This window comes from Streptomyces sp. NPDC040545, from assembly GCF_055595065.1.
The window spans coordinates 467,938-483,901 of record NZ_JBVIWA010000002.1; the positions used below are offsets into that span (position 1 = coordinate 467,938).

General features: G+C 68.8%; 16 protein-coding genes and 1 pseudogene. 12 read left to right on the top strand and 5 right to left on the bottom strand.

Going from position 1 to position 15,964, the window contains the following annotated elements; all coding sequences use genetic code 11:
- Positions 1 to 13 precede the first annotated feature (13 nt).
- From ACZ573_RS06895 to ACZ573_RS06905, 3 genes are all read left to right on the top strand, one after another.
- Entirely contained in the window at positions 14 to 490 is a 477-nt protein-coding gene (locus ACZ573_RS06895) for a hemerythrin domain-containing protein (protein WP_471300049.1), read from the top strand.
- Between the two features lie 50 nt (positions 491 to 540).
- Positions 541 to 918: a hypothetical protein gene (locus tag ACZ573_RS06900; protein WP_471300051.1), complete on the top strand. Its 378-nt coding sequence runs from the start codon at positions 541 to 543 to the stop codon at positions 916 to 918.
- A gap of 83 nt (positions 919 to 1,001) precedes the next feature.
- Complete coding sequence (locus ACZ573_RS06905) at positions 1,002 to 1,697, top strand: DUF6766 family protein (protein ID WP_471300053.1); 696 nt, start codon at positions 1,002 to 1,004, stop codon at positions 1,695 to 1,697.
- Between the two features lie 137 nt (positions 1,698 to 1,834).
- Here the strand turns inward: ACZ573_RS06905 and ACZ573_RS06910 are convergent, their stop codons facing one another.
- A complete protein-coding gene (locus tag ACZ573_RS06910) occupies positions 1,835 to 2,167 on the bottom strand; it encodes a hypothetical protein (protein ID WP_471300057.1) in 333 nt (110 codons plus the stop codon).
- 76 nt (positions 2,168 to 2,243) lie between these two features.
- Between ACZ573_RS06910 and ACZ573_RS06915 the strand changes: the two are divergent.
- Positions 2,244 to 3,158: pseudogene (locus tag ACZ573_RS06915) on the top strand (IS630 family transposase); the annotation flags it as partial.
- Positions 3,159 to 3,251: 93 nt separating this feature from the next.
- Here the strand turns inward: ACZ573_RS06915 and ACZ573_RS06920 are convergent.
- Complete coding sequence (locus tag ACZ573_RS06920; protein ID WP_471300646.1) at positions 3,252 to 3,758, bottom strand: gamma-glutamyl-gamma-aminobutyrate hydrolase family protein; 507 nt, start codon at positions 3,756 to 3,758, stop codon at positions 3,252 to 3,254.
- A gap of 144 nt (positions 3,759 to 3,902) precedes the next feature.
- Between ACZ573_RS06920 and ACZ573_RS06925 the strand changes: the two genes are divergently transcribed.
- Positions 3,903 to 4,505: a LysR substrate-binding domain-containing protein gene (locus ACZ573_RS06925; protein WP_471300060.1), complete on the top strand. Its 603-nt coding sequence runs from the start codon at positions 3,903 to 3,905 to the stop codon at positions 4,503 to 4,505.
- A 314-nt stretch (positions 4,506 to 4,819) separates the two neighbouring features.
- On the opposite strand, the gene ACZ573_RS06930 is transcribed toward ACZ573_RS06925, so the two are convergent.
- On the bottom strand, positions 4,820 to 5,344 hold the full coding sequence (locus tag ACZ573_RS06930) for a hypothetical protein (RefSeq protein WP_471300063.1): 525 nt from the start codon (positions 5,342 to 5,344) through the stop codon (positions 4,820 to 4,822).
- Complete coding sequence (locus ACZ573_RS06935; protein WP_471300066.1) at positions 5,341 to 5,835, bottom strand: winged helix-turn-helix transcriptional regulator; 495 nt, start codon at positions 5,833 to 5,835, stop codon at positions 5,341 to 5,343. Before ACZ573_RS06935 ends, ACZ573_RS06930 begins: the two co-directional genes overlap by 4 nt.
- 602 nt (positions 5,836 to 6,437) lie before the next feature.
- Here ACZ573_RS06935 and ACZ573_RS06940 point away from each other — a divergent pair.
- The 4 genes from ACZ573_RS06940 to ACZ573_RS06955 all read left to right on the top strand — a co-directional run bounded on the left by ACZ573_RS06940 (position 6,438) and on the right by ACZ573_RS06955 (position 11,684).
- Positions 6,438 to 6,848 carry an acyl-CoA thioesterase gene (locus ACZ573_RS06940; protein WP_030834061.1) on the top strand — a complete coding sequence of 137 codons (411 nt, stop codon included), beginning with the start codon at positions 6,438 to 6,440 and terminating at the stop codon, positions 6,846 to 6,848.
- A 364-nt stretch (positions 6,849 to 7,212) separates the two neighbouring features.
- On the top strand, positions 7,213 to 7,692 hold the full coding sequence (locus ACZ573_RS06945; RefSeq protein ID WP_471300069.1) for a hypothetical protein: 480 nt from the start codon (positions 7,213 to 7,215) through the stop codon (positions 7,690 to 7,692).
- 1,173 nt (positions 7,693 to 8,865) lie between these two features.
- Positions 8,866 to 9,912 (top strand): histidinol-phosphate transaminase, encoded by a 1,047-nt coding sequence (locus tag ACZ573_RS06950; protein WP_471300071.1) that lies wholly within the window; start codon positions 8,866 to 8,868, stop codon positions 9,910 to 9,912.
- Positions 9,900 to 11,684, top strand: a complete 1,785-nt coding sequence (locus ACZ573_RS06955) for an aldehyde dehydrogenase family protein (RefSeq protein WP_471300649.1) — start codon at positions 9,900 to 9,902, stop codon at positions 11,682 to 11,684. Before ACZ573_RS06950 ends, ACZ573_RS06955 begins: the two co-directional genes overlap by 13 nt.
- Positions 11,685 to 11,696: 12 nt before the next feature.
- On the opposite strand, the gene ACZ573_RS06960 is transcribed toward ACZ573_RS06955, so the two are convergent.
- A complete protein-coding gene (locus tag ACZ573_RS06960; RefSeq protein ID WP_471300074.1) occupies positions 11,697 to 12,167 on the bottom strand; it encodes an Lrp/AsnC family transcriptional regulator in 471 nt (156 codons plus the stop codon).
- A 150-nt stretch (positions 12,168 to 12,317) separates the two neighbouring features.
- Between ACZ573_RS06960 and pdhA the strand changes: the two genes are divergently transcribed.
- From pdhA to ACZ573_RS06975, 3 genes are read left to right on the top strand one after another with little or no spacing between them, the layout of a single operon-like run.
- Complete coding sequence (gene pdhA / locus ACZ573_RS06965) at positions 12,318 to 13,454, top strand: pyruvate dehydrogenase (acetyl-transferring) E1 component subunit alpha (RefSeq protein WP_471300077.1); 1,137 nt, start codon at positions 12,318 to 12,320, stop codon at positions 13,452 to 13,454.
- A 5-nt stretch (positions 13,455 to 13,459) separates the two neighbouring features.
- Positions 13,460 to 14,479, top strand: a complete 1,020-nt coding sequence (locus tag ACZ573_RS06970; protein ID WP_471300080.1) for an alpha-ketoacid dehydrogenase subunit beta — start codon at positions 13,460 to 13,462, stop codon at positions 14,477 to 14,479.
- Entirely contained in the window at positions 14,476 to 15,885 is a 1,410-nt protein-coding gene (locus ACZ573_RS06975) for a dihydrolipoamide acetyltransferase family protein (protein ID WP_471300083.1), read from the top strand. Before ACZ573_RS06970 ends, ACZ573_RS06975 begins: the two co-directional genes overlap by 4 nt.
- Positions 15,886 to 15,964 lie beyond the last annotated feature (79 nt).

Consider the following 15,964-nt stretch of genomic DNA (forward strand, 5'->3'; position numbering starts at 1 on the left):
CGAGGAGTGCCCCATGGATGCGATCGTGCTGCTGCGCGAGGACCACAAGACTGTCGAGAAGCTGTTCAAGCGGTTCGAGAAGACCTCCGACGACGACACGGCCGAACGCCGCCGGATCGCCGACGAGGTGATCGAGGAGCTCACCGTCCACGCCTGGATCGAGGAGAAGTTCTTCTACCCGGCCGCCCGCGAGGCCGCGCCCGACACGACGGACCACATCCTGGAGAGCATCGAGGAGCACCACGCCGTGGTGTGGATGCTGTCGGAGATCAAGGGCATGGACCCGGGCGACGAGCGGTTCAAGGCCAAGATGAGTGTGCTGATGGAGCAGGTCCGCCACCACGTCGAGGAAGAGGAACAGGACTGGTTTCCGGAGGTCCGCAAGGCGATGGGCCGCAATCGGCTCACGGAGCTGGGCGGTGAGCTGGAGGCCGGGAAGAAGCAGGCCCCGCGCGATCCCCTGGCCGTTCCCAGCGCCGACTCGCAGTGATCCGACCACGGCACCGGACAGCCGGCCGCCCCTGCGGCAGACTGGTCCTGGTGGCTGCGGCGGTACTCGCAGCGGCCGGGTGCGGGGCCCCTGCGGCACGACAGAACGCCGCAGCCGCGGCAGGAGCCGCCTTCGAAGCCGCCGTCGCGGCCGGCGACCACGTCCGGGCCTGCGGGCTACTGGCTCCGCAGACCCGCAAACAGCTGGAGCAGGACGAGCAGAAGGCCTGTCCCGCCGCATTCGCGTCGCAGGAGTTGCCCAGGACGCGCGGTATCCAAGGCGTTGAGGCGTACGGGCGGCAGGCGATGGTGCGTATGACGGGCGACACCCTGTTCCTGTCGCTGTTCACCGGAGGCTGGAAGGTCGTGGCCGCCGGCTGCACACCGCGGCCCGACCAGCCCTACGACTGCCTGATCAAGGGGGCATGAGGCGTGCGGATCCTGTTCGTCGCCACCCTGGTGGTCATCCTGGGCGGGCTCGGCTACTTCATCACCATCGGGGTGCTCCAGCGATGACCGGCAGCCGCGAACCGCGCAAAGGGTTCTGGCGGGAGAACAGCCTGACCCTCGTCTTCGGCATCGCCTTCCTGGTGGTGCTCGTCTGCCAGGCCATCGCCGGGCACGCCGAGTTCAACGAACAGATGACGGTCGACGGCCTCCAGCCGCTCAGCTTCGGCGAATACCTGACGTCATCCGACTTCGCCGTGGACGTCACCGAGAACTGGCAATCGGAGTTCCTGCAGTTCTTCCTCTATATCTTCGGCACGGTCTACCTCGTCCAGCGAGGCTCCCCGGAGTCCAAGAAGGTCCACAAGGCCGGCGCCGAAAGCGAGCGGGAGCAGCGCATGGGCGACCACGCGCGCCCCGACTCGCCGCACTTGGCGGGCACCAAGGACTGGCGCCAAACCCTCTACGCCCGCTCCCTGGGCACCGTCATGGGCACCCTGTTCGTGCTCTCCTGGCTGGCCCAGTCCATCACCGGCACCGCCGCCTACAACGACCAGCAGCTCCGCCAACTCGAGGACCCCGTCAGCTGGGCCGGCTACGTGGCCACCCCCGACTTCTGGAACCGGACCCTGCAGAACTGGCAGTCCGAACTCCTCGCCGTCGCCGCCATGGTGGTTCTGTCCATCTACCTCCGCCAGCGCGGCTCCCCTGAATCCAAACCGGTCGGGGCCGCCCACACCACCACCGGCATCGAAGGCTGACCAGCCCCGGACGGCCAGCGCATCCACCCTGCGTGGCGCCTCATCGCCCTGACTCCAGGCGCCCTGGAAGGCGTCGTAGACCCAGAGCGCTTTCCCGAGCTCTTCCTGCGCCAGGACGGTTCGTGGAGGGGGGTTGGTCAGGCCGGCTGGTCACCGAGGTAGAGGTAGCAGGCACAGTCCATGCAGTCTTCGGGGCTGCCGATAGGTAGGCCGGTGGGCAGGAGGTTGTCCTCGTACTTGCCTCGGCTGGCGAGGTAGAGGGCGAAGCCCCAGGTGTGCAGGACGCCGGTGAAGCGCAGGCGGCATAGCGGCAGCGGTTCCTCCTCGCCCGGCAGTTCCCTCGCCACGTAGGCGAATCCTGAGCGGAAGCGCACCTGGACGCGGGCGAGCTGGGGCCAGCCTTCCTTGGCGCGGACGTTCAGACGGTGGCGCAGGTGATCCTGCATGGACTCGGGCGGATTCTTCGGCACGGGTCCATCCTGCTGGGTCACCCCCGCATACGCCATGATCATCACTTTGGTCGGGGCGGGCGGGGGTGTGGCCGGGATGGTAGAGGCGGTCGTAGTGGAGTTGGACGAGAGGGTGCGCGAGCGTCTGATCCGTACAGCGATTTCCCTGAAAGCGCAGGTGCGGGCGGTGCTCCGGGCGCGGATCGTGCTGGCGGCGGCTGAGGGCCTGAGCAATGGGGCCATCGCGGGGGACCTGGCGGTCAGCGTGAACACGGTCCGTAAGTGGCGTGGACGGTTCGCCGCTCTGGGCCGGGACGGGCTGAAGGACGCCGCCCGCTCTGGCCGGCCCAAGGTATACGGGCCCCAGGTGGCGTTGGCGATCGTGGCCGCCACCAGTGCGCCCCCGCACCCGGAAGCGACATGGTCGCACCGCACGATCGCCGCCCAGGTCGCCGGCACTGTCTTCGTCACCATTTCTGCCTTCCAAGTCGGCCGGATCCTGGCCGACTTGGACCTCAAGCCGCACCGGGTCCGCGGTTGGCTCACCCGCCGGGACACCCCTGACTTCCGGGACCGTGTCGCGGACGTGTGCGACCTGTACCGTGACCCGCCTGAAGGGGCGGTGGTGCTGTCCATCGACGAGAAGACCGCGATCGCCGCCCGCGCCAGGCGCCACCCCGGTCGTACCGCCAGGCCGGGCAAGCCCGCTCGCGAGGAGTTCGAGTACCGCCGCCACGGCACCGCCGCGCTGGTCGCCGCCCTGGACGTGCGCACCGGCGAGGTCCTCACCGAGATCATTGCCCGCAACGACGCAGCGACGTTCACTGCCTTCCTCGACCAGCTCGACACGGCCATCGCCCCAGACCACTACATCCATGTCGTGCTGGACAACGGCTCCTCCCACACCGCCAAGCACACCAAGGCGTGGCTGGCCGACCACTCGCGCTGGCACGTGCACTGGACCCCGCCGCACGCCTCCTGGCTCAACCAGATCGAGCTGTTCTTAGCGCAGGGCAGGCAGCGACGCTGCCGGTGTGCTGGCAGCTGCCGCTCCGCTGCCGGATGTGGTGGCCGAGCTGACAGCGGCGCGAGGCGTTACAAGACGTTAGGCCGCGACCGCCAGGCCTGCGCCGAGGAGGTCGGCTGCCTGGTGGTGGTGCGTGGCCACCTGCCTGGTCCCGGGCAGGAGTGCGGCCAGACGGGTGCCCGGCACGGTGGTGATGGCATGTGGCGCGAAGAGTCCGAGATACCCGTTGTGGGCGTCGTGACCCACCTTCTCGGGCAGGTGCTGGATCAACGTGCCGCCCGCGTGAACGTTCATCAGCTGCATGCCCCTGCAGATTCCGAGGACGGGAATGTCATGGTCCAGACTGTTCTTGAGGACAGCGCGCTCCCACCGGTCGCGGGCGGGGACCGGAGTGCCCGCTAGTGGGTGGGGCTCGGCCCCGTACAGGGCGGGTTCCAGGTCCTCACCTCCGGCGAGGATGACGCCGTCCAATCGCGCGATGACGTCCGCCGCCGCGCCCGGCGCATCGGGCGGCAGAAGGACGGCCCGGCCTCCGGCAGCCTGAACGCATGTGGCGTACGCCGCGGGGAGCAGTGCGGCGGGCAGCTGCCACTCTCCCCACCGCGCGTCGGGAAGATGTCATTTCTTGTGCTTAAGGAGGAACGCCAGCAGGATTCTGCCACCGGGCAAAGTGTGATCCGTCTCGCTCCCTGCCGTGGCCGTCCCCTTTCCCCCGAGGTGTGCCGTCCCGTGCGTCCCACGCCGGCCGGCCAGGTCCTCCTCGATGCCGAGCAAGGGGTACGCTCCGCGCTGGCCGCAGCTGCCCTGGAACTCGACGCCCTGCGCGCCGGCACCTCCGGCCGGATCCGGCTCGGCGCTTTCGCCTCGGCCGCCACGAGTATCGTCCCGAAGGCTCTCGCGCAGTTGCAAACGTCGTACCCCGACGTCCGGGTCAGCCTCTCGCAGCTGGAGCCCGAGGCCGGCTACGGCCGGATCAAACGGGGAGACGCCGACCTTGCCCTGACTTATGACTACGACTTCATTCCCCAGCCGCCGCCGCGCACACTGCGCCGGACCCTGGTTGCACGGGACCCCGTCGTGGCGGTGCTTCCCGCCGGCCACGAGCTGGCCAGCCGTGAGGTCATCGACCTGGCGAGCCTGGCCGGCGAGACGTGGGTCGCAGCGCCCGAGGCCGCGCTGCGGCTGGAGCTGCTTGCCCAGATGGCCAAGACATCAGGCTTCGAGGCCCGACTGGAGTACGAGGGCGACGACTTCAACACCATCCTGGGCTTCGTTGCCGCGGGCCTGTGTGTCGCGGTACTGCCTCGCTTGGCCCGGGCAGTCATTGCCTGAGCCCCCGAAGCCGTTCGGCGGTGCACTCGCACATTCGATCATTTGCGAATGCATGGATCGTGGCGCCCGTCACCCAGGTCGGGTGCTGCCAAACAATCGCCCTCGGGAGGCTCCTGGGGAGCTGACCGCTGTCGTGCAGTGACGGGACGCGGAGACCTCTTTCCGCATCAGCGCTGCCGTGATTCGACGTGGCGACATCGTGGCGCTGACCGATCACCGGTCTCGTGGCCGCGAACATGGCAGCCCGGCGTGGGCATGAACGTCGCCCCCCGACATGGACGCCTCCGCGGTGGAGGAACACCGCCGACAGCCGATCACGCCGGTGGGCGGTCGACCTGGACTGGTCGACGTGACCGATCAGGACTGGCCATGGGCATGAAGACCCGATCTCCGCCGGCCACGACCGAGTCGAGCCATGCGCCCGCCACGACGAGCACTCCCGCCGTGCCCGGCCGTCCCTGCCGGCTCGCAACCCGAGGCCCAAGCACGCGCAAGAAACGGGTGGCGGCTGTGAGCGGGCGCATCATGAGGGTGAGGCGTCGGATACGGCCCTCATCGTCGAGATCGAGATACTGGGTCTCCTCCAATCGCAGGCGACCGACATGACCCGCGGCGCGCAGAACCGCGTGCCGTCCTTCCTGGAACTGTGCCTCGTAGTGGATGCCGGTGAACACTTCGAACACGCTCGTCAGGAGTTCCTCGAGTTCACGGTGCCCCCGAAACGTGAACCGGTCGGTCAGTGGCGAAACGAGCTCGACGTCCTCGGACAGAGCGGCTACTGCCGCTCTCGCATCCCCCGCCTCGCCGGCCATTCGCCAATCTGCGACGTGATCAGTCATGCCATCCCCGCAAGGCGCTCGGCAATGACGAGAGTGCCGGGCGCTGCGCGCCCGCCCGGGCCCGGCTGGACCGAGACGCCCTCCGGATGAACCGTTCCACTGCAGGTACGACACGTGACGGACACCTCTACGACCTCTCCGCAGTGGTGCCGAAACACGATCGGCGGCCCATCCGGCGCGTGCCAGCGGTCGCCCCACGGGATGAGTGCCAAAAGCACCGTCACGAGCTCCCGTCCCGATGTGGTGAGCACGTAACGGAACCGCTGAGGACGCGCGGAGTACTCGACCCGTTCCAGCACATCGCCGTCCACGAGTCTGTCGAGCCGATTCTTCAGCAGTGCGCGGGACACGCCAAGGTCGCGGACCAGCTCATCAAATGTGTCAATGCCGAGAGAGATGTCGCGCAAGACCAGCGGTGACCACCAGTCACCCGTGACATCCAGGGAGCGCGACAGCGAACAGTGGAACGCTGCGAATGAGGCACGAGGCATGGCCACAACCTAGTGCATTCATATTCTGAACGCACTCACGAACTCGTTCGGCGGCTGCGCTGGGGCAGCTCCGGGAATTGCCATCACCCTCGCGGGCGCGAGATCCCGCACTTCGCGTGCGACCGCTGGTTTGCCCTGAGCTGCATCGGGCGGCGGCTGGCGCATGGCGTGATAGCGCTTTCGGCGAGGCGATGCCGGCACTCCGATGGCGGGATGCCGTCCTGCCAGCGCCCACGATCAGTCCGCGAATACTGTGCCGCCCGACTCATGTGGTGATCAAGTGGGAGTTTCCGAGTAATACCGTTGGAAAAAAATGACTGTTTATGGCCGTGTTATGTTTGCCGGGCTTTAGCGGCTGCGGGCCGCGGGTCGGCACCACGGGCTCGCCCTTGACGGAGCTGCAGCGGGTGGGTGGGACCGTGCGCGCCTCACTCCACCGCACTGCTGCGGACCGGGCCGAAGCAGGGTCCGCGGGGCTTTGTCCTTCACGGGAACCCGTGAGCGGGACGACCACCGACCATGCCCGAGTGCACCGCTGAAGAAATGCCCATCGCCCTGCCCCGATTCCGGGCGGGTAATAATGACGAAATGAAATGACTGGAATGACTCGCCATCAATACCGCTGCTCAGTCCGTTGGTCGGACATGGACGTCTACGGGCACGTCAACAACGCCGTCTTCCTCACCTATCTCGAGGAAGCGCGCAGCGACATACTGGGTGGCCAGGCCGCAATAGCCGGTGTGGACACCTTCACAGCGGGCTGCGTCAGCGCGAAGCACGAGATCGAGTACAAGGCGCCCTTGGAGTGGCGCGAAACGCCGGTCACCGTCGAGGTCTGGGTTACCGGCCTCAGGGCGGTGTCCTTCAGCCTCGCCTACGAGGTGAAGGACGAAGGGACTCTGTATGCGAGGGCAGCCTCCACGATGGTTCCCTACGACCTGGAGGGCAAGCGCCCGCGGCGCCTCACCGAGGCTGAACGCGCCTACCTCACAGGTTTTCTGCCGCAGCAATGACCGCTTGACCGAGCCGGCCGGCGGCACACCCACATGGGCGACGACCGCCGACCACGCCCGAATTGGCCCACTGAACAAGCGCCATCGTCATCCCGTGATGCCGGGCAGGGAATAACGACGTAATGAAATGACTCGAATGACACCCTGCTGCTCGGCTTGGGGGCGCGACCTCGCCGTTCTCAATCCGTCTCCGCCCCGCGGCTCATCGATCGTGCCGCGGGACGAGTAGGTCACAACCTCCGATGAGGCGGGAAGTCTGACCCGCCTCACTCGCACAAGAAAGAAACAAGTGAAGAATCGCTTTGTCCCATTCTGTGTTGCGTGTCTGTTGAGTCTGAGTGCGTGTTCCGCAAATGGTCAGGGAATGCAACCCGCCGAGATGCCGTCGAGCACAACTCAGGCGGCGCAATACCCGAACACGGATGCAGGCTTCCGGAAGCTGATCATAGCTGCACGTTTTGACAAGGATGTGGTGACTTCATTGGAGCCGAACGCCGCTGACTACGCAGCGGTCTTCGAGCCGGAGTTCGCGGCCAAAGCCGAGAAGATGTACGAAGAGTGGATCTGGTCCAAGCCCCCCACCACGCTTGACGTCGACCCTGAAAAGACCGAAATCAAGGTGGCGAAGGCTACCACGGACGCCATCAGAGATTGGCCGAATGAGGTTAGCGAAGAATTCCCCGGTGGATACGAGAGGGTGGCCCCTCACCTCAAACCGGGAACGACGATCTACCGGTGGAAGTATCTGGAGCCAGGCGAAGTACTCGGTAAGGCGTACGACGGAATGGCACACGTCAATGGGCGCTGGGTGTGGTTCCCGAAGCCGTGGCGCGTCCTCGACTAGCCTGACCCGAGACCGTGTCCACGTGGCGAGGCGTCATTGGCCTCGGTCTGGGGCGGGGACGTCATACGCGCCGGTCAGTGGTTGCGCCTGGCGGGCGCCCGGTGCTTCGGGCGTCTGCGATCAGTCCGCCCGGGCGCTCAGGGCGCCCGGACCGTCGGCGGCGACGAGGGGATCACGGCAGGCAGCGTCCGGAGGTCACGATGCGGCGGTGAGGGGAGGCAGCCCGTGCTGTGCGCTGCGCGTTGATCAGGCACCTCATCGACTCCATGGCCTGGGTGGCCGATCCGCGGGCGGGCCCGGTTGAGGCGGTCGGCTCACACCCCGCTGGTGCGGCAGGCTGGGGTATGGGCCGCTGATGTCGCCTGCGGCGGTGCCGAGTTGGTGGAGCCTGTTCTGTCAGGCCGGCTCCGCTCTGGTCGTCGACTGCAGCGCGGTTCCGGGCCCGCAGGAGAGGCGGGAGTCTACCGCGCGCGTAGTGAGCATGGCTTATCCAACACAAAGGTGTCTTTACTTGCGCTTACTTCCGTGCGATTGCAGGATTCTGCCGCGGGCAGGGAGCGTGAGTCGCACGTGCCACCTGCCGCAGCCTCTTCGTCGAGCAGCGCGCGTGGTTCCCGTGTGTGATGCCTGTTCCCGAGTCCGGATATGTCACCTCCTCACGGTCCGACATCCCGGGCGGGGGGCGGAGCAGACAGAGAGCACCGGCGGGTGCCCTGCGGGCAAGAAGGAACAACGAGTGCACCCACCACTCGGCCGTTCCCGCACTGTCGGCCGTCAGCCGCGGGAGTCGCCACCGGTGACGGCAACTACCTTGGGGGAGTGGCGACTTGGGCTTGGTCCTCTTCATCGGAGCGGACGGGTGCAGGCACCTCGTGAGTGCGTGGGGACCAGTTCTGACGGACCGTGTCGGCGGCAGGCGTCGGGGCAACCAGTGAGTCCTGCCTGTAGCCGAGAGTAGTCATCGACGCCTGGTGGGCCGCTCCCAGTCTGTCTCGTGACGGGGGGCCGAACCAGCAGGCGAGGAGACGGCTTGCCGTGCCGGTTGCCGGATTGATGCGATCTGTCGCCGAATTCTCCAAACAGTTGAGCGTTTGACCTCTGCTGTTCACGCTTTACCTGTCAAGCGCCCGGAGGCACGGCCTCGGGCCCCACCGATTCAGAAGCGAGTCGAGCATGGTGCGTGTCCGTACATCCTTGGCACAGTTGCCCGCCTATGTCCCGGGCCGCAAATTGCCCGGCGCGGTAGTGCTGGCCAGCAACGAATCCCCGTACGGGCTGTTGCCCGGTGTAGCCGCAACGCTTACGGAGCTGGCCGGCGGCATGTCGCGCTACCCCGACCTGAGCGCCACCGCACTCGTGCAGGCGATAGCCGGGCACCACGAGGTCGAGCCGGATCGGATCGCGGTGGGCGCCGGATCCTCGGAGGTCTGCGGACAGCTGCTGCACTCGGTAGTCGGCTTCGGCGACGAGGTCGTCTTCGGATGGCGGTCCTTCGAGGCGTACCCGATTCTCACGGCGGTCGCAGGCGGTGTGGCGGTACGGGTCCCACTGCTCGACCACGCGCTGGACCTCGACGCCATGGCCGCGGCGATCACCGACCGGACCCGGCTGGTCTTCGTCTGCAACCCAAACAACCCCACCTCGACCGCAGTCGGAGAGCGGGCGCTGCTCGACTTCGCGGACCGTGTCCCGGAAGACGTGCTGATCGTCGTCGACGAGGCCTATCGTGAGTACGCGGATCCGGCGCTGGTCCCCGATGCCCTGGCCCTGCTCGGCGACCGCCCGAACGTGGTGGTTCTGCGGACGTTCTCCAAGGCCTACGGACTGGCGGGACTGCGCGTCGGCTACTGCGTGGCGCCGCCGTGGATCGCCGCTCATGTGCGCAAGGCGCAGGTACCGTTCAGCGTCAGCGCCCTCGCCCAGGAGGCCGCCGTCGTCGCCCTCCGCGAGCGCGCGGAAGTCGCCCGGCGGGCCGCCCTCACGGTCGTCGAACGGGAGCGCGTGACCCTGATGCTGCGCGCCCTCGGCTTCGAAGTTCCGGGCTCGCAGGCCAACTTCGTGTGGCTACCGCTCGCGGACGAGAGCGCTGACTTCGCCGTCCACTGCCTTGGGGGGCACGTCGTGGTCCGCCCGTTCCTCGGGGAAGGTGTCCGGGTGACGATCGGACTGCCGGAGGAGAACGAGGCTTTCCTCGATCTCGCCGCGACCTGGAGAGGCTGAAGGCCGTGCGCCCCAGTCCGTATGAGCGGCATCGCGAACTGCTTCAGCAAGCCGTGCGGGCCCTCGCCGCCGGTGAATGCCGGCGGCCCTTCACGGAGGCGACCGGACAGGATGCTGCCGACGCGGGCATGAGATCGGTCCGAACAGCTGTGAAGGTCTTCGACTCCCTGCTGGGACGGCCCTTCGAGCTCGACCAGCCCGGCGAGCTGGGCCGGGTGTGCACCGAGTCCTCGCCATACGGAATCGGCATGGGCATCGGTTACCCGCGATGCGACCCCGCAGCTCTGGTGGCGGCTGCCGCCCAGGCGACGGCCGGGTGGCGCGCCGCCGGCCCCCACCGACGCGCCGGGCTGGCCGTGGAGATACTGCGCCGGCTGAACACCCGCAGCCATGAGCTGGCCCTTGCGGCGCAGCACACCACGGGGCAGCCGCCGCAGGCGGCGTTCAGGTCCGCGGGGCCGCGCGCCCAGGACCGTGCGCTGGAGGCCGTGGCCCTTGCCTTCGCGGAGTCGGAGCGCGTTCCAGCGGACCTGAGCTGGGAGAGCGGTCAAGGGACCCAAGGGAGCGGGCAACCGTCGCCGATGCGGGGCACCAGCACACTGGTGCCCCGCGGAGTGTCGCTGCTCATCGGTTGCCCCGACTATCCGCTCTGGAACGGCTACCCGGGCCTGTTCGCCAGCCTGGTGACCGGCAATCCGGTGATCGTCGCCCCGCATCCGCGTTCCGTGCTGCCGCTGGCCATCACCGTGCGCGTCGCCCGGCAGGTGCTGGTGGAGGCCGGTCACCCACCGGACATCGTGACCCTGGCGGTGGCGGAACCAGCGGAACGGCTGCACGAGAGGCTGGCCACGGACCCGGCGGTGCGCATCGTCGACTTCACCGGATCGGCGCAGTTCGCCGGCTGGCTGAAGGAACACGCCCGCCAAGCCGCCACGTTCGTCGACCGGACCGGCCTGAACACGGTGATCGTCGACTCTACCGGCGACTACCGGGATCTCGTGCGCGGCCTCGCCCACTCCCTGTGCCGGTGCAGCGGCACGGTCCGCACCACGCCGCAGAACATCCTGGTGCCGACGACGGGCATCGCGACCGACCAGGGGCGCAAGAGTCTGGGGGACTTCGGCGCCGACCTGGGCGAGGCCGTGGACCGCCTGCTCGGGCATCCCGCACGTGTGGCCAGGCTGCTGGGCGCGATCGCCAGCGATACGGTGCGGGCGGGGCTGGCGGAGGCCACGCGGTACGGCACCGTGCTCCATGCCTCCGGAGCGCTGCGCCATCCGAACCATCCGGCCGCCGATGTGCGCAGCCCCCTGCTCGTCCGCCTGGCGGCGCAGGACGAACGGATCTACGCCAGGGAATGGCCGGGACCCGTCTCATTCCTTGTCGGTACCGACTCGACGTCGCACAGTCTGGCTCTCTTCCGCCGCACGGTGGGCCGCCACGGGGCGTCGTACGCCACGGTGCACTCGACCGACCCGCTGGTGCTGGCGGTCGCCGAGACGGCAGCACTGGACGCCGGGGTGCACCTGGTGCAGAACCTCGCAGACGACTTCCCCGCGGACCCCTCCTCAGCAGGCGCGGATTTGCCCCCCGAGGGCGCCCACTTCGTCACCGGGCGGTTCCGGGTGGTGCGGTCTCGGCAGCATGCGGCCGGGACGGCCCCGGCTCCTGTCGTGGAGGCGGCCCCGAGACCGACCCCCATCGGGGCTGCGGAGTCGCCTCGGGCTCCGGCGCCGGACGCGGGTTCCGCAGCCGAGCTGGTCGACGTCTGAGTGACCGAGCAGTCAGGCAGTCCAGTGCGTCCCGCGTCCCCGCACCTCGTCGAAGACCAGCCAGGTGCGGGTCGAGCGCACTCCCGGTACCGCCTGGATGCGCTCCAGCACGACCCGGCGCAGCACCGAGTTGTCCGGAGTGCGGACCAGCACCAAGACGTCGAAGTCGCCCGCAACGAGGGTGACATGCTCGACGTAGGGGATCTCGCGCAGTTCCCGGGAGGTGTCCCGCCACGCATTCTGATCGATCGTCAGCGTCACGTACGCGCTCGTGCCGAGGCCGGCCCGCTGCGGATTCAGCCGCGTGCTGAAGCCCGTGATGACCTCCTCGGCCATGAGCCTGTTGATCCGCGTGTACGCGTTGGCCCGCGAGATGTGCAGCTTGTCCGCGAGTGCCTTGATCGACACCCGGCCGTCGTCGAGGAGCCCCGCCAGGATGTGCCGGTCGGTGTCGTCGAGCCGGACGGCAGTTCGTCCGGTCATCGACTCCGAGGGTGAGTTTTGCTCGGACACTTTGCCCTCCCAGAGTGCTTGGTTCGGCAGTCCGTCGCCGGTTCGCCAGGAACCTTGAACACATATTCAGCATTGATGACGATACTCGCGTCAAGTGTCCAGAGAAAGTGAGTGCCCTCCATGTCCGTGAAGAGCCTCCGCCAGACGGTCCAGGGCCTCCTGCCGTCCCTCGTGCCGGTGCGGTTCGTGGCCGAGGACGGCACGCCGGTGGCCAAGCCCGCGGCCGACTACACCGAGCCTGCGCCGGATGCGCTGCGCGAGGCCTACCGGCGGATGGTCGTGGGACGCAGGTTCGACACCCAGGCCACCGCGCTGACCAAGCAGGGGAGGCTCGCGGTCTACCCGTCCAGCCGGGGCCAGGAGGCCTGCCAGATCGGAGCCGTACTCGCGCTGCGGCCGGACGACTGGTTGTTTCCCACCTACCGTGACTCCGTGGCCCTGGTCGCCCGCGGCATCGACCCGCTCGAGGTGCTGACGCTGCTGCGCGGCGACTGGCATTGCGGATACGACCCGGCCGCCGCCCGCGTCGCCCCCCAGTGCACCCCGCTGGCCACTCAGGTGCTGCACGCGACCGGCATGGCGGAGTCGTTGCGGCGCACAGGCGGCGACGGTGTGGCGATGGCCCTCGTCGGGGACGGGGCGACCAGTGAGGGGGACTTCCACGAGGCGCTGAACTTCGCTGCTGTCTTCCGCGCGCCGGTCGTCTTCTTTGTCCAGAACAACAAGTACGCGATCTCCGTGCCGCTGGCCCGGCAGTCCGCGGCGCCCGCCCTCGCGTACAAGGGCATCGGACACGGGATGCGTTCCGAACAGGTCGACGGCAATGATCTGGTCGCCGTGCTGGCGGTGCTGACCGCGGCGGTCGAGCACGCCCGTGCCGGGCACGGACCGGTCCTGGTCGAGGCGCACACCTACCGCATGGACGCGCACACCAACGCCGACGACGCGACCCGCTACCGGGACGCGGCGGAGGTCGAACGGTGGAGCGCCGCCGATCCGGTCAGCCGTCTTGAAACGTACCTGAGGGCCCGCGGCGCCCTCACCGACGAGGACGTAGCGGCGGTGCGGGAGGAGGCCGAGGCCCTGGCGACCGAGCTGCGCGGGGGCATGAATGAGGAGTCCGTGCCCGACCTGCTGGAGCTCTTCGACCACGTCTACGCCGAGCCGACTCCGCAGCTGCGCGAACAGCGCGCCCTGCTCGCGGCCGAGCTGGCCGAAGACGCTGCTTCCCCCGCACTCGATACCCAGGAGAACTGACGGCCATGGCCAAGGTCACGATGGCGCAGGCGCTGAACACCGCACTGCGCGACGCACTGCGCGAGGACGAGCGCGTGCTCGTTTTCGGCGAAGACGTCGGTCCGCTCGGCGGCGTCTTCCGGATCACCGACGGGCTGACCCGCGACTTCGGCGAGCAGCGCTGCTTCGACACCCCGCTGGCCGAGGCCGGCATCGTAGGACTGGCCGTCGGCATGGCGATGGGCGGCTTCCGGCCCGTGGTGGAGATGCAGTTCGACGCCTTCGCCTATCCGGCCTTCGAACAGATCGCCTCACACGTGGCCAAGCTCCGCAACCGGACCCGGGGGCGGCTCGCACTGCCGATGGTGATCCGTATCCCCTACGCGGGCGGCATCGGGGGAGTCGAGCACCACTGCGACTCCAGCGAGGCGTACTACGCGCACACCCCGGGCCTGAAAGTCGTCACCCCGGCGACGGCCGAGGACGCGTACTGGCTGCTGCGCGACGCCATAGCCGACCCCGACCCGGTGGTCTTCCTGGAGCCGAAGAAGCTGTACTGGTCGAAGGAGGACGTCAACCTCGAGCGGCGCGGAGCGCTGCCGTTCGGGCAGGCGGCGATCCGGCGGAAGGGCCGCGACGCCACGGTCGTCGCGTACGGGCCGTCGGTGTCGGTGGCCCTGGCCGCGGCCGAAGCGGCGGCGGCCGATGGCATCGAGCTGGAGGTCGTGGACCTGCGCACGCTGGTGCCCTTCGACGACGAGACGGTCACGGCATCGGTACACCGGACCGGGCGCTGCCTGGTCGTCCAGGAGGCCCAGGGCTTCGCCGGCGTGGGGGCGGAGATCGCCGCACGGGTGCAGGAGCGCTGTTTCCACTCGCTGGCCGCGCCGGTCCTGAGGGTGGCCGGCTTCGACATCCCGTATCCGCCGCCGAAGCTGGAGCACGCGCATCTGCCCAGCGTCGACCGGATCCTCGACGCCGTCGACCGTCTCCAGTTCGGCGACGAGCCGGACACCCGGCATCTGCTGAAGGGAACGGCCGCATGAGCACCGCAGCGCTTCAGGAGCAGCTGTTCCGGCTGCCCGATCTCGGCGAAGGGCTGACCGAGGCCGAGATCATCGAGTGGAAGGTCGCGGTCGGTGACACGGTGACGATCGACCAGATCGTCATCGAGGTCGAGACCGCCAAGGCCGCAGTCGAGGTGCCGGTCCCCTACGCGGGCACCGTGCTGCAACTGCACGCGGAGGCGGGTACGGCGCTGGAGGTGGGGAAGCCGCTGATCACGGTGGGTAGGCCGACTTCCGGCCGGCCCGACGGCGCGGGGGAGGGCCTGGGCGCCCAGCCTCCCGTCGATTCGACGTCGGCCGACCCTGCGGCTGACCGATACCGGGAGGAGGAGCAGGCCGGGTCCGGCAACGTCCTGATCGGCTACGGCACCGGGCACGGCCCGGCACCGCGTCGCCGCCGCCGACGCGGGGGCGCCGCGACGGGAGGCGGCACTGGTGCCGAGGCGGCACCGTCCGGAGAGCTGCACGCTCCCCGGGTCATATCCCCCCTCGTACGCAGGATGGCGCGGGAACACGGGATCGACCTCGCCGCGTTGGCGCCATCGGGTCCCGCAGGGGTCGTGCTCAGACGAGATGTCGAGCAGGCCGTTGGGCGGGCCGGCCAGCTGGCGACGGACCCCGATACCGCACCGGTCACCCCGGACCGGCAGCAGTCGGCGGACCGCGCACCGCACGCTCGGCCGGCGCCGGCCGGCCCTGAGCGCATCCCGCTGCGCGGAGTCCGCCGCGCGGTCGCGGACAAGCTTTCCCGCAGCCGCACCGAGATCCCCGATGCCACCACCTGGGTCGACGTGGATGCGACGAGCCTGCTCCAAGCCCGGAAGGCCATGCAGGCCGCAGACCCCGGCCGCCGCATCGGGCTGCTTGCCCTGCTCGCCCGAATCTGCGTCGCCGGACTGCACCGCTTCCCGGAGCTGAACTCCACCGTTGACACCGAGCGGCGGGAGATCGTCCGCTTCAGCGAGGTGCACCTCGGCTTCGCCGCCCAGACCGAACGCGGCCTGGTGGTCCCCGTCGTCCGCGACGCACAGCGGATGACGACCGCACAACTGGCCGCCGAGCTCGCCCGGTTGACCGGGCTGGCCCGCGACGGGGCCCTGCCGCCCGACCGTCTGACCGGCGGGACCTTCACCCTCAACAACTACGGCGTGTTCGGGGTCGACGGATCCACGCCCATCATCAACCACCCTGAGGCCGCTCTGCTCGGCGCGGGCCGCATCGTGGACAAACCATGGGTGGTGGACGGCGAGCTGGCCGTCCGCAAGGTCATGCAGCTCTCCCTCAGCTTCGACCACCGGGTCTGCGACGGCGGTGTGGCCGGCGGGTTCCTGCGCTTCGTGGCCGACTGCGTGGAACGCCCGGCGATCCTGCTCGCCGACGTCTGATCCAACCCTGCTTCCCCCGCTTCCCCGCTTCCCCCTGCGTCCGCCCCGGGCGCCTCGCACCCATCAACCTACCGAACGT